The organism is Pseudomonas sp. PDM09 (assembly GCF_014852305.1).
Classification (GTDB): Bacteria; Pseudomonadota; Gammaproteobacteria; order Pseudomonadales; family Pseudomonadaceae; genus Aquipseudomonas.
In genome coordinates this window covers 427018-450136 of the sequence record NZ_JACVBI010000004.1, presented here as the reverse complement: position 1 = coordinate 450136, position 23119 = coordinate 427018, and the positions used below count along the sequence as shown (strand labels likewise).

At 54.0% G+C, this 23119-nt stretch carries 21 protein-coding genes; 13 read left to right on the top strand and 8 right to left on the bottom strand.

Annotation, left to right across the window (positions count from 1 at the left end; all coding sequences use genetic code 11):
• Positions 1–305 precede the first annotated feature (305 nt).
• Entirely contained in the window at positions 306–2261 is a 1956-nt protein-coding gene (acs, locus tag IB250_RS13430; RefSeq protein ID WP_123495815.1) for an acetate--CoA ligase, read from the bottom strand.
• Positions 2262–2812: 551 nt separating this feature from the next.
• Here acs and IB250_RS13425 point away from each other — a divergent pair.
• From IB250_RS13425 to IB250_RS13395, 7 genes are all read left to right on the top strand, one after another.
• On the top strand, positions 2813–3076 hold the full coding sequence (locus IB250_RS13425) for a DUF2790 domain-containing protein (protein ID WP_192344425.1): 264 nt from the start codon (positions 2813–2815) through the stop codon (positions 3074–3076).
• Between the two features lie 184 nt (positions 3077–3260).
• A complete protein-coding gene (locus tag IB250_RS13420; protein WP_192344424.1) occupies positions 3261–3533 on the top strand; it encodes a hypothetical protein in 273 nt (90 codons plus the stop codon).
• Between the two features lie 646 nt (positions 3534–4179).
• Positions 4180–5430: a ribonucleotide-diphosphate reductase subunit beta gene (locus IB250_RS13415; RefSeq protein ID WP_007934889.1), complete on the top strand. Its 1251-nt coding sequence runs from the start codon at positions 4180–4182 to the stop codon at positions 5428–5430.
• Between the two features lie 107 nt (positions 5431–5537).
• The gene (locus IB250_RS13410) at positions 5538–6170 is read left to right on the top strand and encodes a hypothetical protein (RefSeq protein ID WP_192344423.1); all 633 of its coding nucleotides are present in this window, start codon (positions 5538–5540) and stop codon (positions 6168–6170) included.
• Positions 6171–7310 (top strand): hypothetical protein, encoded by a 1140-nt coding sequence (locus tag IB250_RS13405; protein WP_192344422.1) that lies wholly within the window; start codon positions 6171–6173, stop codon positions 7308–7310.
• A 429-nt stretch (positions 7311–7739) separates the two neighbouring features.
• Positions 7740–8273: a Bro-N domain-containing protein gene (locus tag IB250_RS13400; protein WP_192344421.1), complete on the top strand. Its 534-nt coding sequence runs from the start codon at positions 7740–7742 to the stop codon at positions 8271–8273.
• A 120-nt stretch (positions 8274–8393) separates the two neighbouring features.
• Positions 8394–9107: an HNH endonuclease signature motif containing protein gene (locus IB250_RS13395; protein WP_192344420.1), complete on the top strand. Its 714-nt coding sequence runs from the start codon at positions 8394–8396 to the stop codon at positions 9105–9107.
• A gap of 190 nt (positions 9108–9297) precedes the next feature.
• On the opposite strand, the gene IB250_RS13390 is transcribed toward IB250_RS13395, so the two are convergent.
• Positions 9298–11022, bottom strand: coding sequence for a DUF262 domain-containing protein (locus IB250_RS13390; RefSeq protein ID WP_192344419.1), 1725 nt, complete (start codon positions 11020–11022; stop codon positions 9298–9300).
• 467 nt (positions 11023–11489) lie between these two features.
• Here IB250_RS13390 and IB250_RS13385 point away from each other — a divergent pair, with 467 nt between their 5' ends.
• Positions 11490–12479, top strand: coding sequence for a hypothetical protein (locus IB250_RS13385; RefSeq protein WP_192344418.1), 990 nt, complete (start codon positions 11490–11492; stop codon positions 12477–12479).
• 61 nt (positions 12480–12540) lie between these two features.
• Here the strand turns inward: IB250_RS13385 and IB250_RS13380 are convergent, their stop codons facing one another.
• The 3 genes from IB250_RS13380 to IB250_RS13370 all read right to left on the bottom strand — a co-directional run bounded on the left by IB250_RS13380 (position 12541) and on the right by IB250_RS13370 (position 15036).
• Entirely contained in the window at positions 12541–12774 is a 234-nt protein-coding gene (locus IB250_RS13380) for a hypothetical protein (RefSeq protein WP_185022097.1), read from the bottom strand.
• A gap of 162 nt (positions 12775–12936) precedes the next feature.
• Positions 12937–14103, bottom strand: a complete 1167-nt coding sequence (locus IB250_RS13375; protein ID WP_192344417.1) for a hypothetical protein — start codon at positions 14101–14103, stop codon at positions 12937–12939.
• A gap of 114 nt (positions 14104–14217) precedes the next feature.
• Positions 14218–15036 carry a sulfite exporter TauE/SafE family protein gene (locus tag IB250_RS13370; RefSeq protein WP_192344416.1) on the bottom strand — a complete coding sequence of 273 codons (819 nt, stop codon included), beginning with the start codon at positions 15034–15036 and terminating at the stop codon, positions 14218–14220.
• Between the two features lie 271 nt (positions 15037–15307).
• Here IB250_RS13370 and IB250_RS13365 point away from each other — a divergent pair, with 271 nt between their 5' ends.
• Positions 15308–16075, top strand: coding sequence for an AraC family transcriptional regulator (locus IB250_RS13365; protein ID WP_192344415.1), 768 nt, complete (start codon positions 15308–15310; stop codon positions 16073–16075).
• 156 nt (positions 16076–16231) lie between these two features.
• Here IB250_RS13365 and bglX read toward each other — a convergent pair whose 3' ends face one another.
• Positions 16232–18460 carry a beta-glucosidase BglX gene (gene bglX / locus IB250_RS13360; protein WP_412548340.1) on the bottom strand — a complete coding sequence of 743 codons (2229 nt, stop codon included), beginning with the start codon at positions 18458–18460 and terminating at the stop codon, positions 16232–16234.
• A gap of 338 nt (positions 18461–18798) precedes the next feature.
• Between bglX and IB250_RS13355 the strand changes: the two genes are divergently transcribed.
• Complete coding sequence (locus tag IB250_RS13355; RefSeq protein ID WP_123495775.1) at positions 18799–19116, top strand: helix-turn-helix domain-containing protein; 318 nt, start codon at positions 18799–18801, stop codon at positions 19114–19116.
• Between the two features lie 11 nt (positions 19117–19127).
• A complete protein-coding gene (locus tag IB250_RS13350) occupies positions 19128–19382 on the top strand; it encodes an XRE family transcriptional regulator (protein ID WP_192344413.1) in 255 nt (84 codons plus the stop codon).
• Positions 19383–19596: 214 nt separating this feature from the next.
• Here the strand turns inward: IB250_RS13350 and IB250_RS13345 are convergent, their stop codons facing one another.
• Positions 19597–20655 carry an MBL fold metallo-hydrolase gene (locus IB250_RS13345; protein WP_123495771.1) on the bottom strand — a complete coding sequence of 353 codons (1059 nt, stop codon included), beginning with the start codon at positions 20653–20655 and terminating at the stop codon, positions 19597–19599.
• A gap of 215 nt (positions 20656–20870) precedes the next feature.
• Between IB250_RS13345 and IB250_RS13340 the strand changes: the two genes are divergently transcribed.
• Both IB250_RS13340 and IB250_RS13335 read left to right on the top strand, forming a co-directional pair.
• Complete coding sequence (locus IB250_RS13340; protein ID WP_192344412.1) at positions 20871–21479, top strand: TetR/AcrR family transcriptional regulator; 609 nt, start codon at positions 20871–20873, stop codon at positions 21477–21479.
• Positions 21480–21619: 140 nt separating this feature from the next.
• Positions 21620–22165 carry a DUF1003 domain-containing protein gene (locus tag IB250_RS13335; RefSeq protein WP_192344411.1) on the top strand — a complete coding sequence of 182 codons (546 nt, stop codon included), beginning with the start codon at positions 21620–21622 and terminating at the stop codon, positions 22163–22165.
• Between the two features lie 6 nt (positions 22166–22171).
• On the opposite strand, the gene IB250_RS13330 is transcribed toward IB250_RS13335, so the two are convergent.
• Positions 22172–23113, bottom strand: coding sequence for a LysR family transcriptional regulator (locus IB250_RS13330; RefSeq protein WP_192344410.1), 942 nt, complete (start codon positions 23111–23113; stop codon positions 22172–22174).
• Positions 23114–23119 lie beyond the last annotated feature (6 nt).

Below are 23119 nucleotides of genomic sequence, written 5' to 3'. Positions count from 1 at the left end.
TTTGCGTTTCCCAATGCCTCGTTATCGGGCGGGCGGTTACACATTCAGTAACTTGAAGAGTGATGGGTAACAGTGGGAATGGGCCTACGGCGGACACCGATAATTATTGGCACTCCCGCTGATCGTTCCCACGCTCCGCGTGGGAATGCATCCCGTGACGCTCTGCGTCACAGCGTCAACGGCGGACGCGGAGCGTCCATGGCGGCATTCCCACGCAGAGCATGGGAACGATCAAACCATCAGCCAATAAAAAACCCCACCAGACTCAACACCTGATGGGGTTTCGATGACTCAAAAATCGGCGCTTACGCGACGTTCATGGTCTTGTGCGTATCAATCAAATGCTGCACTACACCCGGATCGGCCAGGGTCGAAATATCCCCCAACCCATCGTATTCCGCCGTCGCAATCTTGCGCAGAATCCGGCGCATGATCTTGCCCGAACGGGTTTTCGGCAGCCCCGGCGCCCACTGGATGACATCCGGCGAAGCAATCGGACCGATTTCCTTGCGCACCCAGTTTTTCAGTTCCAGGCGCAGCTGTTCGCTCGGCTCTTCGCCAGCATTCAACGTGACGTAGACATAAATGCCTTGGCCCTTGATGTCATGCGGCACACCAACCACCGCCGCTTCGGCGACTTTCGGGTGAGCGACCATCGCGCTTTCGATCTCGGCGGTGCCCATGCGGTGGCCGGATACGTTAAGCACGTCATCCACGCGACCGGTGATCCAGTAGTAACCGTCTGCGTCACGACGCGCACCGTCACCGGTGAAGTACATGCCACGGAAGGTCTTGAAGTAGGTATCGACGAAGCGGTCATGGTCGCGATACAGCGTGCGCGCCTGGCCTGGCCACGAATCCAGAATCACCAGGTTGCCCTCGGCAACGCCTTCGATGATGTTGCCCAGGTTGTCCACCAGCGCCGGCACCACGCCGAAGAACGGCCGTGCCGCAGAGCCAGGTTTCAGGCCATGAGCGCCCGGCAACGGGCTCATCAGGGTCGCGCCGGTTTCGGTCTGCCACCAGGTATCGACGATCGGGCAACGGGATTGACCGACATTCTTGTAGTACCAATCCCACGCTTCCGGGTTAATCGGCTCACCGACCGAACCCAACAGACGCAGGCTGCTGCCATCGGCGCCTTCTACAGCGGCAGTGCCCGACGCCATCATTGCGCGGATCGCGGTCGGTGCGGTGTAGAGGATGTTGACCTTGTGCTTGTCGACGATCTTCGCCACCCGGGTGATGTCCGGGTAGTTCGGCACGCCTTCGAACAGCAGCGTGGTCGCGCCGTTAGCCAGCGGGCCATAGACGATATAAGTGTGGCCAGTGACCCAACCGACGTCAGCGGTGCACCAGTAGATTTCACCCGGACGGTAGTCGAACACGCGCTCGTGGGTCATCGCCGCATACAGCAGGTAACCGCCAGTGGTGTGCTGCACGCCCTTCGGCTTGCCGGTGGAACCGGAGGTATAAAGGATGAACAGCGCTTCTTCGGCGCCCATCTCTTTCGGCGCGCACACACTGCCCGCCACTTTCATCAGGTCTTCGTACCAGATGTCGCGATGCTGGTTCCACTTGATGTTGCCACCGGTGCGCTTGCACACGATGACTTTCTGAATGCTGCTGGTTTCCGGGTTGGTCAGCGCGTCGTCGACGTTGGTCTTCAGCGGAATTTTCTTGCCGGCACGAATGCCTTCGTCAGCGGTGATCACCACTTTCGAGCGGCAGTCGATGATGCGACCCGCCAGGGCTTCCGGCGAGAAACCACCAAACACCACCGAGTGAATCGCGCCGATCCGGGTGCAGGCCAGCATGGCGACCACGGCTTCGGGGATCATCGGCATATAGATCGTCACCACGTCACCGCGATGCACATCCTGGCCGCGCAAGGCGTTGGCGAACTTGCAAACTTGTTCGTGCAGCTCGCGGTAAGTAATGTTGCGACTTTCGGCAGGGTCATCCCCTTCCCAAATAATCGCGATTTGATCGCCGCGCTCGGCCAGATGACGGTCGAGGCAGTTGTAGGAAACGTTCAGCGTGCCGTCGGCGAACCATTTGATGTCGACGTGGTGATCATCGAAGGACGTCTGCTTCACCGTGGTGAAAGGCTTGATCCAGTCGAGGCGCTTGGCTTGTTCACGCCAGAAGCCGTCCGGGTTGACGACCGACTGCTGGTACATGGCCTTATAGGTGGCCTCGTCAGTCAGCGTGTTGGCTAGAACCTCGGGACGAACGGGATACAAAGAAGCCGCACTCATCTTTCTTACCTCGGTGGAATAGTTGTTTTTGTATGGCTCCAGTTGTAGCCGGGCCGGGCCTATAGAACCATTCGACGATGGTAGTAACAAGCCCCTACAAATTATCGTGGATACCCCAAAACCCCACTTCCACGCCTCTCCCAGACAATACCTGCAACGCGACCTGTAGCAGCTGGCGAAGCCTGCGTTCGACTGCGCAGCAGTCGCAATTCGGTAAACGCGATTTACCTGACATACCGCATTGGCTGATTTTACGACTGCTGCGCAGCCGAACGCAGGCTTCGCCAGCTGCTACAAGTCATGCGTCGCAGTAAAACGAATGCCTTACCTTTTCGGGGATTGTTACCAAATCTGCCAAAAGTGTTTATCAAAAGCACGGCTATATGCACGCCACCCCTAGGCCTAAAATCAGCCTCGCCAACAAGGCAACGTGATTAACCCAGTTGCAGCCCCCACGAAGGCAGTTAATCCAAGACTCTTTATTAAAGCTCCACACGCAATCCAAAAAATGATTGCGCGACCCCATTCGACCTCAGAAAGGTAAATTTGAAATGAAAGCTTTATGGGTTCTGGTCCTCAGCAGTCTGTGCGTAACCGCCATGGCGGATGAGGTCCCGACTGATGTCCCACAGCAACAACCCGCCATCGAGGAATACACCTACTCCACCCACCTGGACATCGCCAAAGTCATATCGATGAGCGAAATCCCGAATGTCTGCGAAGTGGTTCCGGCCAAAATGGAATACGACGACTCCAAAGGTCAGCGGCACATTCTGCGCTACAGCGTCATGGGCAACGGCTGCTCTAACGGCTGATCCGCCCCCCTCTTATTTATCAAGGCTCGACCCATCCGCCCGCTTTAAAGGCAGATGAAGCGCCGAGCATCACATCGATAAATACGATTGTTTTCAGCGTTTATTTGCGCTTTTTAATCAAAATAGTTGGCGTAGGATGAATTCCACACAAGGCATACACGCCAACGAACCTGGAGATACCACCATGAAAACCAAACTGATCCTCGCCCTGACCCTTTCCGTCCTGGCCGCCAACACCTTCGCCGCCGATGGCTACGACCACACTGGCTCGGCTTCTTTCACTGAAGCAGCTGTCGCTTCCGACGGTTACGACCACACTGGTTCAGCCTCTTTCGCTTCCGATGGTTTTGATCACACCGGTGCCGCCAAGGTTGCTGCTGACGGCTTTGATCACACGGGTGCGGCCAAGGTCGCTTCCGATGGTTCTGATCACGTAGGTGCTGGTCGCCTCAGCTGAAAACCGAAAGCGACATTACAGCCCGACTTCGGTCGGGCTTAGTTGTGTCTGGAGTGGTCAAAAATCGACCAAAACCACTACATGTAGTAAAAAATGCCGTTTCTGGTTGTTTTTTGAGCAATCCATTTCAAGAACATTTTCAGCCAAAAACTGCACTCCAAAAAGCGACTCCCCTCCCCCGAAAGCCGCGCCCCACCTGGCTTGCAACACAACAGCAGACCATAACCACGCGAACACCTTGCTCCCACCGTCAAAAACCAGCCAAAACAGACGAAAAAAAAACTTCCTCCGCCAAAGCCCTGTAAACCCTCGCTCCAACCTGAAAACGCCCCTCGCCGACCGCTCCGAGTGCCATTTCGCCGCACCACGGGGCCGAAAATTTCCTTATAATGCGCACTTAAACGGGCCTGCAATATTCCCTTACAGGGGTGAAAAGCCAGTCTGAAGCCCACGCAGAGCGGTTCACATTTTCTGCGCCCATCAGCGGCTTCGGAACACCCGTACAAAATTCTGTTTATTGCCTGCGTTGTACTGCTGCAAAAAACGATTTCCTTTAGATCCAACGCGGCCAGAAACGGCTGTGTGAAAAACCAACCTATCAGTTTTCACACGGGCAATCTGGCCCTCACGCAGGAGACGACACGTCATGCTGAGCTGGGACGAATTCGACAAAGAAGATGACGGCGAAGTCGCTGTAAAAGGCGCCAATGCCGGCCACGCTTCTGAAGCCAACATGGACCGCCTCGACAGCGCCGGTGGTGCCGCCGCTCAAGAGGCCCGCGCCGTGACCGCGACGGACTCCGCCGCGATCGCCCGCGCGAAGGCTGCCCTGGATTCCCTCGACGTCGCCGAAGGCCTCGCCGAACTGGAAGGCGCCTCCGCCCGTGTAGCTGTCGATGAAAAGCGCATGATCAACTGCCGCGCCGACCTCAACCAGCTCGTCCCGTTCAAATACGACTGGGCATGGCAGAAGTACCTGGACGGCTGCGCAAACCACTGGATGCCGCAAGAAGTCAACATGACCGCCGACATCGCCCTCTGGAAAAACCCGGAAGGCCTGACCGACGACGAGCGCCGCATCGTGATGCGCAACCTCGGCTTCTTCTCCACCGCCGACTCCCTGGTTGCCAACAATCTGGTCCTGGCCGTATACCGCCTGATCACCAACCCGGAATGCCGCCAGTACATCCTGCGCCAGGCCTTCGAAGAGGCGATCCACACCCACGCCTACCAGTACTGCATCGAATCGTTGGCCATGGATGAAGGCGAGATCTTCAACATGTACCACGAGATCCCATCGGTCGCGAAAAAAGCCACCTGGGGCCTGAAATACACCCGCTCGATCTCCGATCCGAAGTTCGAAACCGGCACCGTCGAAACCGACAAAGAGCTGCTGCGCAACCTGATCGCCTACTACTGCGTTCTGGAAGGCATCTTCTTCTACTGCGGCTTCACCCAGATCCTCTCCATGGGCCGCCGCAACAAAATGACCGGCGTCGCCGAGCAGTTCCAGTACATCCTGCGCGACGAATCCATGCACCTGAACTTCGGCATCGACGTGATCAACCAGATCAAAATCGAAAACCCGCACTTGTGGGATGCTGAAATGAAGGAAGAAGCGAGCCAGATGATTCTGCAGGGGACTCAGCTGGAGATTGAATACGCACGGGATACCATGCCTCGTGGGGTGTTGGGCATGAATGCGGCGATGATGGAGGATTACCTCAAGTTTATTGCTAACCGTCGGTTGAGCCAGATTGGTTTGAAGGAAGAGTATCCAGGGACTACGAACCCGTTCCCTTGGATGAGCGAGATTATGGACTTGAAGAAAGAGAAGAATTTCTTTGAGACTCGGGTTATTGAGTATCAGACTGGTGGGGCGTTGAGCTGGGATTAACCTCTCAACCGAAAATAAAGATTGCCCGACAAGGATGTTGGGATATCGCGAGCCATCCACAGGGGCAAGCCCTGGGCACTCTGCATTATTTATAGGGAATATTCACGATGCCTCAAGACCATGAATACTCAGTATTAGGTGGACCCAACCGTGCAAAGATAGGTCACACACTAAGCATCGTTGCGGCCGGTGCCTCATCGCTAATTATAACTTTATTCCTTGCAGCAGTAGATATTGCTAAAACTCTAGGTTGGGCTCACAACATACCAAACCTAATTTTGTGGCCACTGAGTGCAGGAGTTATATATGCGGCAATCTACTGGCTATTTGAAAAGTACGTTTGGAAGCTATCAATAATTTCAAAACTTCTTCGTGTACCCAACCTAAGCGGAAAATGGAAATGTGAAGGGCAATCTATAAACCCTGACAAATCTCTTTCTGATACTTGGACTGGTGAAATCACTATAATTCAAAGCTGGGATCGCCTCAGGATTCGCCTTAAGACAAAGCAATCTGGATCCAACAGCATTGCTGCTGCCCTAGTGAATGATGACGCTGATGGATTTAGGTTACTGTACAACTACAAAAATGATCCCTACCAAAAAGAAAAAAATTTAGTAAGCCATCGCGGTTGCGCCGAACTGCTATTTGATCATAATTTAAAAACTGCGGAAGGCGAATATTTTAACGGCCACGGCAGATATACCTTTGGAACGATGACGCTCGAGAGGATCAAATAAATGGCAAGAAATATAGAAAATCGTCTTAGTGGCTTACGTTCCCGGAGAAGCGGAACAGATAGACTTAATAAAGCAAGCGCATTTGACAGCGCTCAAATTATTGCCAACAGCCTAAGCTTAGAAAATTACGAAAAGAGAACAACAGGTAAGCCCTATACACGTTACGCAATCGGCTCGATGCAAGAAGTTGATGAGCAGTATACAAAAATCAGTATCGGAGAGGCCGAGCGTGTCGGAAAACAACTCAATACCGGACTCACTGAACTTGGATTCTCAGTAAACTTCAGACTACAAGGTTCCGTTCCATGCAACATTCACATAAGAGGGATCAGCGACGTAGACCTTTTAGTTCTGGATGAGGCTTTCTTCACATATGACCGAACAGGTCAAACCAGTAGACTAGGCCTATATAACAGTCCAATTTCCTACACGCCGCTCTCAGCTCTGCAACTGCTTAGAAACCAATCAGAGCTAATACTAGTAAAACAGTTTCCCGCAGTGGATGTTGATACCACAGGAGGCAAAGCCATAACGCTTACGGGGGGCTCATTAAGAAGGCCTGTTGACGTAGTCCCCTCACATTGGCACAACACAGAAGACTATCAAACCACAAACAAAGAAGTAGATAGAGCAATCTATATACTGGACAAAAACATACCAACTAGCGTCTTTAACAAACCATTCAAACACATTGACAAAATCACCAACAAAGACATCATGACTCTTGGCGGATTGAAGAAATCTATTCGGCTTTGCAAACACATTAAAGCCGATGCCGTCAAAGAAGGCACGAATATCAATCTACCTAGCTTTGACATCGCGGCAACCTTATGGCACGCGGATGCTTCTGCTCTCATTTCCGGTTTCACAAACGAACTAGCAATATTGGTTGAAACCAAGAGACACCTAACGTTCCTACACAACAATAGATCTCACGCACAATCACTTCGCACGCCTGACGACACAAGATTAATATTTGACTCCGATTCAAAATTCAAAGGCCTAGAGCTTTTACTAGCGGAAGTTAACGACCTAGCATTAGAGGTTGCCAAAGAGCAGAATCATTCTCTTTTGCAAGGCACGTACAGCTGGGGAACAGTCGATGAGACTTTACGAAACTCCAAGCTCCCTAGATTTTAGCAATTAGCCTCAATAAGTTACGGAGAGAGCAACCAGATGCCGCATTGTTACCTATTCGTATAGGTTACATACTGTATTGTGCAATCAATCTTGACCATATGCTCGTAACCCCCTAATCTCTTCGTTCCGGCGCCTAAGAAACGCCTCAAGTAGCGGCGCGACCGCTCCCGAAAGATGCGGCTTTTTTGTGCCTACGGATTTCTCGTGGGTGTGAAAAAACCTCTGCTATGTCGGGAGTGGGCTAATACAAGACCCGTAAGGGGAATATGTCCGGCCTTCTACTTGGGGTTTCTTAACTCCCGGCGCCTTAGCCCTAAGAAAGCTATCAAGTAGAGGTAATGGATATGCCTAAGCGTTTTCCCTTCCTGTTGAAGGAAATGACCTACATCTGCACCGCAGAAAATTTGCTTCCGTTCCAGGAGGCCGATCATGTCTGATCCTTACATTCCCACAGTTTTCATCCGCCAAAACCTCCACCTACACGCCCTCCTCCTGGAAAACCAGCCATGGTTCTGCGCCCGAGATTTGGGCCGCTTGATGGGCTTCCATCTGAATGATCGTGTAGTCAGCAAACTGGACGAAGATCAAAGGCATACGTTGTTGATTGACTACCACGGTCAACCAGAGAAGCGCTTGATGCTCAGCGAATCCGGTGTGTATGCGTTGTTGGTGTATCACTATGCGCCGGGGAATCGATTGTTGCGTGAGTGGTTGACTCATCAGGTGGTGCCGGCCTTGCGCGATGCTAAGCAGTCGAAAAACGCGGATCGGCCGATGTTGAGTTTGTTAGATTGGCCGGAAATGTCCTTGAGTCTGTTGCATTGGCAGGATGAAGGCTGGATTCGGCTACGGGATATGCCTTGTCTGTTGCTCAATCGAACGCGACGGCGAGTGCCGGTGGTTAAGCCTTGGTGGCGGAAAGCTGTGGCGATATTTCAGTCTTCGAAGCATTCAGTGGGTTAGAGCGTCGGTATATTTGTAGGATCGCTTGAGCGATACATCGGTCTTTTCTGTAGGAATTTTCGTAGACAGGTGTAATGGCCACTCAGTATCGTCCGAGGGTTTTCAACCCTCGGTGATTGTATGGACACCCCAAAGGAAAAAAGCGGCTGGAGCGATCAGGAACTTGAGGCTTCGGTCGATGCTTATCTAAAGATGCTGGGCCTTGAACAAAGCGGCCAGACGGTTAAGAAGTCAGTTGAGAATCAGCTTTTGCGTGAAGGCCCGTTAAGTAAACGTAGCGCCTCTTCGGTTGAATACCGCATGCAAAATATCTCTGCCGTACTAGAGCAATTGGATCTACCGCGGATTATTGGCTATAGGCCTGCCAAGAACATTGGCGCAGGGATCAACGAGCGAATTCGTAAGGTGTTAGCCCATAAAGTGGTGCCTGGTATGGGCGAATCCGCTCCGACTGCGAACCATAAGACTTTGATAAGGCGAGCGTCCAAGCTGCAAAAACAGGGACTTAAGGTTGAGCCCCCCGGCAACCCAAACCCGCAACAAGTCAGCACTATCACAACGTCTTATGTCCGCGACCCAAAGGTAAGGGCCTGGGTTGCTGATTTAGCAAAGGGAATTTGCGAAGGCTGTGACCAGAAAGCGCCGTTTGAAGCCGATGGTCTGCCGTTTCTTGAGGTTCATCACGTTAAGCATTTGGCGCAGAAAGGTTCGGATTGCATCACTAACACTGTCGCACTTTGCCCAAACTGCCATCGGCGCTGTCATCTATCGAGCGACCAAGTTGAGTTCACCTTATCGCTATATACAAAGGTGAAGCGACTGAAGCGTGAGTAATTGGCGCTTATTGCTCGCACTAATCACATGATCGAGCAGTTGTTGATTGGGCAATCATCTTCGGAGCCCTAAAAGCCCGCCCCCCCTAAGATCTCAGGCTTTGATATTGTTCTATGCCGGAGCATCCTATCTTAGAGGGGGATATGGACCTGTACCCTTAAGGCCCCAGCTTAAAGCCTGCCACACTTTATCAAACGGAGGCACTCCAGCGCTTACAAGCCCAGGTCGCAATATCTGCGCTGCGTTTTTTTATCATTTCAATATTCCATTCTTTCAGATTTGCAATAGTCTTCGGCGTTCGATATATCGTCTCGTCGCGGTAAATAATTTGAGTATCATCCCAGCTTCTATTGCTTTTTTTCGAGTTGGACGGACTACTAAGCGGAACTAAATTCCCCCATGTATCTGAAAAGCGCCCGTGCTCATCCTCATCAACTTCCCAGTTATTTGAATTCTGCGGCATAACATGATCAATAGTCATTGGTTGGGAATGCGAAATTGGATCGCCGTCAAATCCATTTTCATACTCAATTATTACATATTTGCTTATTTTTCGAGAGTAAAGCGGCTTGTTGCATATTGCTTCAAAAAACATATCATTATCAGGGAAGACAATGGTCTTGTTTTCCGCGATTATCTCTAAAAACGTAGCGGGATTATCATGCCCCCCTTTGTCGCCAATTTTATTAAAAACATCCTTAAACAAAGCGTGCAGACCTGTAGGCTCGTAGCCACAAATAGCCCGACGCACTAAAAAGGATTCAATCAGCTCTAAATAAGTCGCAAAGATATCTTGCTTTAAGCTTTCTGCCGTCATCAAGCTGAAAAGTCTAAAAATAAATGGAAGCACAGAAGTCGGCATTTTTATGCCCTTCAAACAAGCAATTGCATCCATCGTACGGGCGGACAACTCGTGTCGTTGTTGCACCTCATTAAGGTGTTCTTCGCCCCCTACAAAACATAGATATATATCCCTATGTCGCTTGATATCTTTAATTATTTCTTGCGCACTCCAATCCTTCCATCTCGCCTTAAGGGTTGTGAGCATTTTTGATTTTGTTGTTGATGGAGTGTCGGAAAGTGAAAATGGAAAAAAGTAGGTCTCAAAGTGATCGCCCATGGACTCCTCAAGAGGCAGCCAATAGGAGCGATAAACCATTTCGGTAGCTTCTGGGTTTTCAAGTGTTTTCTGAAAAACCAAGTTTCTAATCAAATCCTTGCTTTCTAATTTTATTCCCTTGGCGTTCAGACTATCAAAAACTTGATGTGGATCCTGGTCATCACCAAGATAAATAGTTACAACTTGAAGCCTCTCAAGCAAAACAATTAAATGCCTTTCAAAAAGTTCGTTACTGAAACCACCGCTTTCATCTAAGCAAGATTTCTCAATCAGCTTTGAAATTTCGAGATTGGCATCTTTTACACGACCATTTTTATCCCCATGATCAAACAGGGCTTTTGCTGAATATTTATCAGGTATTTCGCGAAGGACGTTATTTAGCTGCCGTAAATCGAGAAGGGTTGGGAGTATTTTCGGCTCGCCGCGTTGTTTCGTCTTCTGTATAAGTACATATTTCTCGAATAAATCTTTGGCAACATCATTGAGGCCGTGTTTATCAGCGAGCAAACCAAACTGAATAATAAAAAAATAAATCGTGGATAAACGCTGCTGTCCGTCGATGATTTGAATGTCGTCAGCGTTGAAGGCCCTGCCAGCACTTTTTATGTCGAAAACAACTGCTCCGAGAAATCTGGACGACTCGACTCCTTCCACGATTTGGGTGATGTCATCCCAAAGTTCACTAATCTGTGTCTTACCCCAAACGTACTGCCGTTGGAAGAGAGGCGAACGGTAACAAGCCTCTTTTTCAAAAATTTCTACCATCGAGCTAGCGCCAGCCTCAATACCTTTCATCGGAAGCACTCCATGGCTGTATCGTCAGTTTTCGCATAGCAAAAAACGTGACTTTCTTATCGGAAGGTTCCCAAAATCTTACAGTGTTGGCTTTTTTGCTCGATTTTGAGGCTACTGTATCCCCGGATGAGGACTACTCCTACAGAGCCTTAAGTACTATCTTACAAGCCGTGTTGCAACCTCTATAGGAAGCTATTTTCGAATCCCCCAGCCTGTCTGACGTTGGGGCCACGAACGGGATTAACCTCAACTTATTCAGTAGCTCGATTATCGAGCGGCGATGTCAAAGCACATGGATCATGTGGAGGCATCTATGAGGTTAGGAGAAATGCTGCAATCGGTTGGATTGCTCCCATATACAGAACCGGTGCTGGGCTCCAGGTTTTGCATTGTATTGAAAACAGTCAGTGCAACCCGCCCCCCTCCCGCTATTAATACCCTTCCCCACTCACGGACCCGAGCCCACCATGAAATTCGACCTCGCCTACTGCCTCAGCCTCGACGACAAGCTGTCGATCTATGACGTGCGCGATTTGAATTTCGACGAAACCATGGAGTTCGATTCCGCCAAGGAACACTTCCAGTGCCCCAACGATGCCTGCCGTTCGGCGTTCGATGCGACCAACGTGCTGGGGACGTTCAACGCCAAGAACGTGAATTACGTGCGCACGCCGCACTTCAAGAACATTCCCAGCACGCGGCATGTTGAGGGTTGTCCTTATGTCAGTCTGAAGACACCGGCGTCGGGCCTGGAGGCGGACGGTGCGGAATCGGATGACGGTCGGGAGGAGCATTTCCCGTCGGAGTTGTTGCTGACTCGGCGTGAGTATGTGCGTAAGCCTGCGAGCCCGGCGGTGGCGGCGGATGTCATGCGGGATGACCCAAAAACAGCTTCAGCGGCCAGTAACGTCGAGCATCCGAGCCGGGAGTCGGCGCCGGACAAGACTAGCGTCTTCGCCCATCCGGTGGAGTGTTTTGTGTCGAACTTCGAGGACAAGGAGCTGCTCAAGCGCATGCCGCTGAAGATTGGCGAGCACTCGGCGCCTTATGGGTCGTTCTTCAAGAAGATTGAGTATCTGCAGGACAACAAGGGGCTGATTTACTGGGGCAAGATCAAGGAGATCAAGGATTACACCCAGAGCTTTCGCATCGATTTCGAGCAGAAGGTCTGGTTCAAGCAACCGGATGAGGCGAAGAAGAAGCCTTATTCGGTGAACGTTTATTTGAGCAAGAAGCTGATCGACAACTACCGCAAGCGCAAAGCGTTTCTGGAGGAGATCAAGCACGCGGTCGACAGTGACGCCGAGTTGTATTGCTTCTTTTATGGGGTGACGCCGGAGTTGAAGCAAGTGCCGAGCAAGAAAAACCCCGAACAGACGTTCGGGGTGTTCAGTGCCAATATTGAGAACCTGGATCACTTCATTATTCGTGAGGCGCCGGGGTTGGCGGGTAAGTAATCGGCGTCACCGCGTTATTGCTGTGGCTGATATTGCGTCGGGACGGCGGCCATCGTGTCGTTCAAACACGTGCTCTGCGCAGATAACGCCGATACAAAACAACCCCCATAACAATCGAAAGCATCCCACCCCCCGCATTACCCAAAAGCCAAATTGCAAAGTTCCGACGTTGGTCCGCTTCACTTTCGTAGAACGGCCCAAAGTAATCAGACACTGCCACGAATAACAAATTAAATGCCCCAACGGCCAAGGCAACCATGAGGATGACGAACAAGGCCCCTTTAACAATTTTCATATGACCTTCCAAAACCATATTTCCTTCGACTCGTGGTAGTCGGAGAAACTGCCCTCAATGGCAAACCCCAACTGAATACGAGGGTAGCTCAGCCAGTCCGTTAGAACCTGGATCACTTCATCATTCGTGAAGCGCCGGGGTTGGCGGAGAAGTAAATTCGCCTCAGGGCAGTTGCAGCGCTACGCCGCCGGGGTGTTGTTTGATGAGGTTGTAGGGCAGGACGCTCCATTCAACATACCCACACGAAGCGGCTACATGAGGAAATGATGGCTCTAGCTTGATGCCGTTTTCGGCGAAATGCCAAGACAGGAAACGCCACGGATCTACATCACTGTAGGCACATTCCTCATCACTGGTCATTTGATCGGGATAAAGCTTACTGAGCTGGGCCACCAACCATGGCGCGAATTCGTTGGAGCGGTACGCAGAAAACGCGGTGAACGTGTCAGGTGACTGATCGCTTTCACCGTAGAGTTCTTCGTAATGCAGTGGTTTCCCCTCTCCCACCCAAAGAATATCTTCAAGTACTAAAGGCTTGCCGGTCTTGGCATCCAGGTTGAGCGGCACATCGTTCTGATCCGGGTAAGCGCCGCCACAGCTGTACTCAGTACCGATGTTCACGCTGATGACCGAAGGCGTCATCAACAACGGTTTGATCGTTTGGTGATAGAAATTCACGCCACCGCCGGCGAGACATCCGTAATAACCCACTACTTCCAGCCACAAGCGCCCCATCAACTGTTGATTGATCCGCTGACGCTCTTCGGCGGTGTAGCCCGAAACGACTTCAAACAGCGTCGTCTTTGTTTGCGGTTCGCTCCACCATTGCAGTGAGTAGCCATTGAACGTTTCTGTCTTTCCTTGTTTGAGCTTCATACCTTGAAGGCGCAGATATTCGTACGGCTCAGTTTCATGGAGTTTGGCGAGGTAAGGCAGAGTACCGGCAGGCATTACCGGCAGTTTGGCTTCCACCAATTCTATCTTCAGAGTTTTTCCTTCGTCGTTGCTCCAATCCCCCCAAAATCTATTGGGCTCGATATTCAGATGAATTTGAGGCCTTGGGGTTTTCTCTCCATAGCGCTGTTCACCCTCATCGAGTACCAGCATCTCTCCATTCTTGATGCCGCTGAGCACCAGGTCCTTGCGGTATTTCTGATAGAAATAGCGACCACTTATGTTTTCAGCGTTAGAAGTATTCAGTTCCAGCACGATCGGCATCTTGCCCAGGGTGCCGGTGAACACTAGTCTCCCATCCTCGGCATGAGCAGTGGAACACAGCATGAGTAACAGCGTGGCGACTGGCGCCAGGCGTAACAATCCTTTGAGCATTGATCGATCCCTGAATGAGTCGGAAGCAGCGCCGGGCAGATTGAAGGCGGCGCAGGTTGAACGAGGACGGATTATGGCGAGGTTGCAGGAGGGAATCGAGCCTCATTGCACGTCTCACTTCATCGCCATGCTGAGCATCACCACCACCAGCAAACCAATATAAACACGAGCATGCACCCGATCCGGTATCCGCCCGATCCACGGCGTCGCCAGGCGAATCCCCACCAGCGATCCAGCCGTCAACACCGTAAACGCCAGCACATCCACATAACCGACAAACCACCGCCCCAAATCAAACCCGGCAAACCCCGCCATCGCCATGTAAGTCAGTGTTCCAGCCAGCGCAACCGGCAGACTCAACGGATTGGCCATGGACGTCGACTGGGACATGCTCAGCCCACAACGCCGCAACAACGGCACGGTCATGACGCTGCCGCCCACGCCGAGAAAGGTGGCGATGGTGCCGATGCCTACACCGCCGCCCGACACTTCTGCCCTGCCCAATCGCCGTGGGATTACAGCGTCGGACTGTGTGAGAAATCCGCGTCGGAACAGGCAGTCCAGAATCGTCACGCCGAGGTAGGCGATGAAGGCAAAACGAATCAACTCGCCACTCGCCCACATCGCTGCAACGGCGCCGATGATCGCGCCCAAACCGATGAACCCGCCCAACGGCCACAGGTAATGGCGAATGAGATTACCGGCGCGGTGATGTTTTGCGGTGGCGATCAGGGCGTTGACGATCATTACGCAGGTCGAGGTGGCCACGGCGATGTGCATCGCCGATTGACTGATGGGATCGTCGGCGCCATGGCTGGCCGTGAGCATGCGGTACAGCAAGGGCACGACGACGAAGCCGCCGCCGAAGCCGAACAGCACGGCGGTGACGCCGGTCATGCAGCCGAAGAGTGCCAGCAAGAGGTAGAAGAACATCGCGCATCGTCCGTTGGTTGAGAGTGATCGACGATAGAGCGATGGGGTTTGGCCTATCGCCGGTAAGTTAAGTAAGAGCACTCCATTGTGGGAGCGGGCTTGCTCGCGAAAGCGGTGTGTCAGGCGACATTAATGTTGGCTGTGCCGCCGTCTTCGCGAGCAAGCCCGCTCCCACATGGAGTGCTCTTAACTTACTGGTATTAGGGCTTGGCCTGCTTCAGCAAGTCAGCCAATAATATTTGCGTTTACGCCAATCGCTGGGTACCACTCGATGCGCAATGTTTCGATTGATCTGCTGGATGACACGCCACGCTCGGTGGTGGCCCTCGGCACGGATTACCGTGATGGGCAGCTGTTGCCGCGCCATACCCACCGGCGGGCGCAGTTGTTGTACGGCGCCACCGGGGTGATGCAGGTGAGTACGCACGACGGCAATTGGGTGGTGCCGCCGCAGCGGGCGGTGTGGATTCCGCCGGGGGTGGCGCATGAGGTGTTGATGTTGGGGGTGAGCACTCGCAGCTTGTACATCGAACCGGGGGCGGTTGATTTGGGTAATCGCTGTCAGGTGATCAGTGTTTCGCCGTTGATGCGGCATTTGCTGATGGAGGCGGTGGAGGTTGCGCTGGAGTACGACGAGGCTGGGCGCGATGGTGCGCTGATCGACTTGCTATTGCACGAACTGGCCCGTAGCGCTCACTTGCCGTTGCACATTCCGCTGCCCCTGGATGCGCGGCTGCTTGGGTTGTGTCAGATGTTTCTCCAGCAACCGGACGCTCACCAATCGCCGCAACACTGGGCTGATCAGTTGCATATCAGTTTGCGTACTTTTAATCGTCTGTTCCGCCTACAGACCGGGCTGAGTTTCAGCCAATGGCGGCAGCGGGCCTGTGTAGTGCTGGCTTTGGCGCGGCTGGCGGTGGGCACGCCGGTGACGCGGATTGCCCTGGATTTTGGCTATGACAGCCCGGCGGCGTTCTCGACGATGTTTCGCCGCGTGCTGGGGCAGGCACCGTCCGTTTGGTTGGAGGGGGCGAAATAGCGAGGCCGCTACAGTCAGTAAAGCGCAATCCATGGGGGAGCGAGCCTGCTCGCGATAGCGGCGGGTCAGCCGACATTGATGCTGAATGTACCGCCATCATCGCGAGCAGGCTCGCTCCCACAAGGGATTGTGGTGTTCAGCCTTAACTTACCGGCCTTAGCCACTGCCTTGTTCTGACAACAACTCAAAACTCTGCTCCTTCACATCCTGGGAATCCAGACCGATTTGCACCCGGAACTCACCCGGCTCGGCGGCGTATTCCAATTGGGTGTTGAAGAACTTCAAGTCGTTCTCGTTAATGCTGAAATGGACCGCTTTCTCTTCTCCGGCCTTGAGCATGATTTTTTGAAAGTTCTTCAGTTCTTTGACCGGACGGCTAACGGATCCCACGACATCGCGGATGTACAGCTGAACCACCGTTTCGCCGTCGCGCTGGCCGGTGTTCTTCACCATGACGCTGGCGACGAGGTTGTCGGTCTTGCTCAGCGTGGTCGACGATAAGGCCATGTCGGTCAGGCTGAAGTCGGTATAGCTCAGCCCATAGCCGAAGGGATAAAGCGGACCGTGGGATTGATCGAAATATTGCGACGTGTAGTTGCGAAGCGCACCCGCTATGTAGGGGCGACCGGTATTCAAGTGGCTGTAGTAATTGGGGATCTGGCCCACGGAGCGTGGAAAGGTGATGGGTAATTTGCCAGACGGGTTGTAGTCGCCGAATAGCACATCAGCCACGGCGTTGCCTCCTTCCGAGCCGCTGTACCAGGTTTCCAGAATCGCATCGGCCTGTTTCTGCTCCTTGCCGATGGACAGTGGCCGGCCGTTCATCAACACCAGTACCAACGGCTTGCCGGTGGCTTTCAGGGCGGTGATCAATTCACTCTGGCGCCCAGGCAGGTCGAGACTGGTTCGACTGGCCGCTTCATGAGACATGCTGCGGGGCTCGCCCACTACCGCAATCACAACATCGGCTTGCTGTGCAGCCTTCACCGCTTCATCAATCATTTCTGCTGCCGGGCGAGGGTCGTTCGCGATTTCGGACACTCCCTGGTATTCCAGGTATTTAACGACCTCCTGATCCTCCTCGAGATTGGCTCCTCGGGCATAGATCAGCGAACCCTGGGTCATTGCGTTTTTCAGGCCGTCGTAGATCGTCACCGATTGCGCGGGCACGCCGCTTGCGGACCAACTGCCCATGATATCGACGGTACTTTTTGCCAATGGGCCTATGAGTGCGATCACGCCCTCTTTTTTCAGCGGCAAGAGGCCGTTTTCGTTCTTCAGCAGCACCAATGTCTTGCGTGCCACCTCACGGGCCTGGGCTCTGTGCAGACGGTATTCGGCATTGTTGTCAGCGGGGTCTTCACTGGCAATGCCGATGCGCCGGTAAGGGTCTTCGAACAGCCCCATGTCGTACTTGGCCCCCAGCACTTCCCGCACCGCGTTATCAATATTGCTCTGGGAAATAGCGCCCGACTCAAGCAGCCCCGATAGCTCCGGACCATAGGAGAAGTCGTTCATGCTCATATCAACGCCGGCCTTGATCGCGAGCCTGGCCGCTTCTCGGTGATTCTTCGCCACGCCATGCTGAACCAGATCGTTTATCCCGTTATGGTCGCTGATGACCAGACCCTTGAAGCCCCATGCCTTGCGCAGCAGGTCTTGCATCAACCATGCATTGGAAGCGGCTGGCACGCCATTTATCGAGTTAAGCGCCACCATCATCGCCCCCGCACCCCCGTCAATCGCCGAACGATAAGGTGGCAGGTAATCCTGGTACATCCTGGCCAGGCCCATGTCGACGCTGTTGTAGTCGCGCCCACCCTCGACAGCCCCATACAACGCAAAATGTTTGGCGCTGGCCATGATGCTGTCGGGTGCATTCGGGCTTGCGCCCTGGTAGGCCTGAACCATCGCTTTGGCAATGCGCGAAACGAGGTAGGTGTCTTCACCAAAGCCTTCGGAGGTGCGTCCCCAGCGAGGATCCCGGGCGATATCTATCATCGGGGCGAAGGTCATGTCGATACCGTCCGCGCTGGCTTCTTTTGCCGCTATCCGACCACTTAGCTCAATAGCGCCAATGTCCCAGCTGGAGGCTAACGCCAGGCCAATGGGAAAAATGGTTCGATGGCCGTGTATCACGTCCCAGCCGAAAAACATCGGGATTTTCAGGCGGCTTTGTTGAGACGCGTCCTGCATGGGTCGGTTTACGTAACGGCTCACAGAGTTATACGTACCCCCGATTCGCCCGGCGGCGATCTCTTCGCGTATTTTTTCGGGCGTCATCTTTTCATCAATAGCGATCAGCCGCAGTTGGCCGATTTTTTCCTCCAGGGTCATTTGATTTATCAGGTTGCCGACAAAGGCCTCTTTGCTCAACGATGCCATATCAGCCGCGACGGGCAAGCTTGTAAAACCGATCAGGGCACATAACAGACGTAGTCTTTTCATGATTCCCTTCCCTGCATAACGCTGTGGCGCACTGCGTCATAAACGCCACCTTCCCTGTATTGAAGATCAGAAAGCTGACGTTCAATCATTGCTGCTCACGGGCGTTGAAAGCCTTGAGCTTTCAGGTGCCCGCATAGAAACAGCGTAGTCGCTCCCAAGCGCCTGTCGGAGCGAAAAACAGAATCGATCAAAAAAATGAGTTTGATCCGGGATCAAAACAACTGTACAAAAACACAGTACATTTTGAATCAGCACTCTCGAGCCCGGAGAACACCATGGCCACTCTTGCGATGAAAATCACCCTGGAACGTATCGCCCTCTTCCAGTTCACCCCCGCCCACTGTGCCCAGGCCCGAGCGATGCTGGGCTGGAGTGTTGAAGAGCTGTCCGAGGAATCCGGGGTTTCCGTTGACGCCATTCAGCGCTTCGAGGCAGAACGCGAGGTGCTCGATGTCACCCGGCTGGCGTTGGCGTATCGGTTTGAGTCGCAAGGCCTGGTGTTCTTCCCGGGATTTGCACCGGGCAGAGGGATGAATGTGAGAGGGTCGACACCGGATCCGGTGGGGCGGGCGGATTATGCAATGGTTGAGTGAGGTGTCAGCAAATGAATGAAATCGATGGAAGCAACCGCTGCGTTCATGAGGCGCCGGGCTACCCCGAGGCGGGTGAGATGCGGGCCAAAGCCGAATACGTCATGAAGATTGGCCTGCTCCTCCAAAACGGTCGGCTGAGCAAGACTGAGGCCGCGCAAAGGCTCGGACTGTCGCAGGAAGAACTGGACGAATTACTGAGTGGAAAATTTCGCGATTTGACCGTGGCAAAAATCTCGGAATATCCAAATTTGGGCGAACGCAGATAGATGGGGACGAACACATCCTCTTTGTAGCAGCTGGCGAAGCCTGCGTTCGGCTGCGCAGCAGTCGTGAATCCGGCTGACGCGGTCTGCCTGACATACCGCAATCTCTGATTTTACGACTGCTGCGCAGCCGAACGCAGGCTTCGCCAGCTGCTACAGATTGCAGTCGGCATCACTTACCGGCCGCTCCCACGGCAAGCGGCCCGGCAGCACAACATCAAGCGTTCTGAGGCGCCGCCTGATCGCTTTCACCTTCCACCTCAAACCACCACGCACTGCCCCGTTGCGGATACATCACGTTGAACGCTTCGCCCATCTGCGGCGTGGTGATCGACACGCTCCGCTCCCAGGCCAACGCCAGAATACGATCGAAGGGTTCGTACCAGGCGTGCATCGACAGGTCGAAGGTGCCGTTGTGGATCGGCAGCAACCAGCGCCCTTTAAGGTCGATGTGCGCTTGCAGGGTTTGCTCGGGCTGCATGTGAACATGCGGCCACTCGACGTTGTAGGCGCCGGTTTCCATGAGCGTGAGGTCGAACGGGCCGTACTGTTCGCCAATGCGTTTGAAGCCGTCGAAGTAGCCGCTGTCGCCACTGAAGAAGAGCCGCGTGTCACCGTCGATCATCACCCACGATGCCCAAAGGCTGCGGTTACCGTCGAACAGACCACGGCCGGAAAAGTGCTGCGAAGGGGTGGCGACGAATTGAAGGCCATCGACCTCGGTGCTCTGCCACCAATCCAGTTGGCGCACTTTGCTGGCATCGATGCCCCATTTGATCAGGGTGTCGCCCACACCCAGCGGGGTAAGGAAGTATTGGGTCTTGTCCGCCAGTTTGAGCACGGCCTGATAGTCGAGGTGGTCATAGTGGTCGTGAGACAGGATCACCGCTTCAATCGACGGCAGGTCTTCGAGGCTGATCGGTGGCTGATGGAAACGCTTCGGGCCGGCCCATTGCACTGGCGATGCGCGCTCGGCGAAGACCGGGTCGGTGATCCAGAATTTATCTCGCAGTTTCAGCAGTACAGTGGAATGACCAAGGCGATAGACGCTGTGGTTGGGCGCAGCGATCAACGCTGCCTGGGTCAGGGTTTGCACCGGGACGGGAGCAGACGGACGGGTGTCGCGCGGTTTGTGGAAGATAAAGTCCCACAGAATGCGCAAGGTTTTGCGAAAGCCTTGGCGCTTCACCGGTACATGATTTCGATATTGCCCTTGCGCCTGTCGTGAAGCTTCAGGCGTTGCGGCGTTATCCGCTGGAGAAGTTAAAGTGGCCATGACTGAATGACTCCAGGAAAACCGCAGATTCGCGATTTCCCCCCTTGGGGACGATAGATGGCCAAAGCACGCACGCATCAGCCGCAGATTCTATTTTTTACTGGGCAGGATTAACAAAATATTACACTGCACAGTGTAGTTTCAAGGTTGCATCAAAGCCGTTCGCAAGTAAACTGCCAAGTGTAGTTCTCCACTTTTCCTGCCTAAGCGTATTTATGACAGCTCCACAACGCCTCACCGATCGTAAACGCGAAGCCATTATTCAGGCGGCGATTGCCGAATTCCGTGCCAACGGTTTCGACATCACCAGCATGGACAAGATCGCCGCCACCGCTGGCGTGTCGAAGCGCACCGTGTACAACCACTTCCCGAGCAAGGAAGAGTTGTTCGCCGAAATCCTCAATCAATTGTGGGCGCGGGTAACGGCCGAACAGGAAACCGCCTATCGCCCTGACCTGCCCCTGCGCGACCAGTTGCGTCTTATGTTGCAGGCGAAATTGCAGATGCTGGCCGATGACAATTTTCTCGATCTGGCACGAGTGGCGATCGCCGCCACCATCCATTCTCCCGAGCGCGCGCAGAACATGGTCACCCGAATGGGCGAGCGCGAAGAAGGCGTGACTGTATGGATTCGCGCCGCTCAGGCCGATGGCCGATTGAAACCGGTCGCACCCGAATTCGCCGCACAACAGGTCCAGGGATTGCTCAAGTCCTTTGCGTTCTGGCCGCAGATCTCCATGGGCCAGCCAGGCTTGTCGCCCGAGATGCAGCACACCGTTGTGGAGTCGGCCCTGGACATGTTTCTGGCCTGTTATCAGCTCTGAATCGGGTTGCAAAAAATGACAATGTCCGCCGCGTTATCGCTGACAGGTCGCTCTGAGTAGAAACACCGAAATGTGTTTCAGAATGAAACTGGCGCTGGAGCTATAGTGAGCCTCAGTCCCAGCGCCATGCAGAGAGCACCATGAGCACCCCGACCCGCGAAACCGAAACCGAAAAAACCGGCCCCGTCGATCACCTGCGCTTCCATCGCCCTCACGCTCATCTGGCACCTACTTTTGGTACCGACCGTTTTGCCCTGCGCGCCGAGGCCTTTGCACGATTCTTCGGCACGCCGACTTTTCTCGGCGCCCAGACCCTGATTGTGGTGGTCTGGATTTGCCTGAACTTGTCCGGCGTGACCGATTTCGATGTGTACCCGTTCATCCTGCTTAACCTGGCGTTCAGCCTGCAAGCGGCCTATGCCGCGCCGCTGATTCTGCTGGCCCAGACGCGCCAGGCGGCGCGGGACAAAGCCCACTCAGACGCCGATGCGCGACATCGTGAAGCCTTGGCCGTCGCCAACAGTGAACGTCAGGCCCAAGCCGCGCGACACACCGCGCAACTGTTGGAACTGCTGGAGCAAAACACCCGGCTTACCGAAATCACCAAAACCCTGACCGAGCGTATCGAAAGCCTGACGTCGGAAATGCATCAACACTTCGTAGGCAAAGAGCCACCGAAGGCGTGATCCGACTCAAGGAAACTTCAGCGCGCGCCCCAATTCATCGAACAACGTCACCACCGAGCGCAATGCGCGGCAGTCCGGGCGTGTGAGCAACCACAGTGCCGTGTCGTAACCGTGCAAGGGCTCGGTCAACGGTTGCAGTCCATCACCGATCAAAAAGTCCGGCAACGCCGCGACACCCAGCCCGGCCCGCACTAACTCTGTCACTGACAACATGCTGTTACAGCGATAACCAGGCGTCACGCCAGGCAACTGCTGACGCCGCCATGCGACGGTGGGGTGATCGGGCAGGAAGTCGTCCGGGGCGATCCAGGTCAATGCAGCCAGGTCGTGGGAGTCGACTGATTGCAGATAGGCCGCGCTGGCACAGACCCGGTAGGAAATATCCGCCAACCGCCGCCCCACCAAATGTTCGGGCGGTGTGCGGGTCAACCGCAAGGCGATGTCGGCGTCGCGACGGCTGAGGTTGGCGAAGTCGTTGGAGGTGCAGAGTTCAATGGTCAGCGCCGGATAGGACGGCATGAACCGCGCCAGCGCCGGCAACAACAAACTTTGCAGGACTGAATCGGTGCACGTCAGGCGCACAGTGCCGCTGATGATTTCACCGCCCTGCTCCACGCCAATGCGCGCCGCCTCCAGCGCTTGTTCGGCGCGTTCAGCCTGCTCGGCCAGGGTCTGCGCCAGCGTGGTCGGCAGGTAACCGGCGCGGCTCTTTTCGAACAGTTGCTGACCCAACGCGGCTTCCAGTCGGCGGACGGCGCGAAACACCGTCGACACGTCGACCTTCAACAGCGCCGACGCCCGGGCCAGAGAGCCGCCGCGCACCAGGGCGAGGATCAGGGACAGGTCCGGGTACTCCAGTCGATAGTGCGTCGATGCATTGATCACTTGGGATAACGCCAATATTGATTGCGTGAACGCCAATCTATAGTGGGCAACTGGAATCAACAAGCGTCG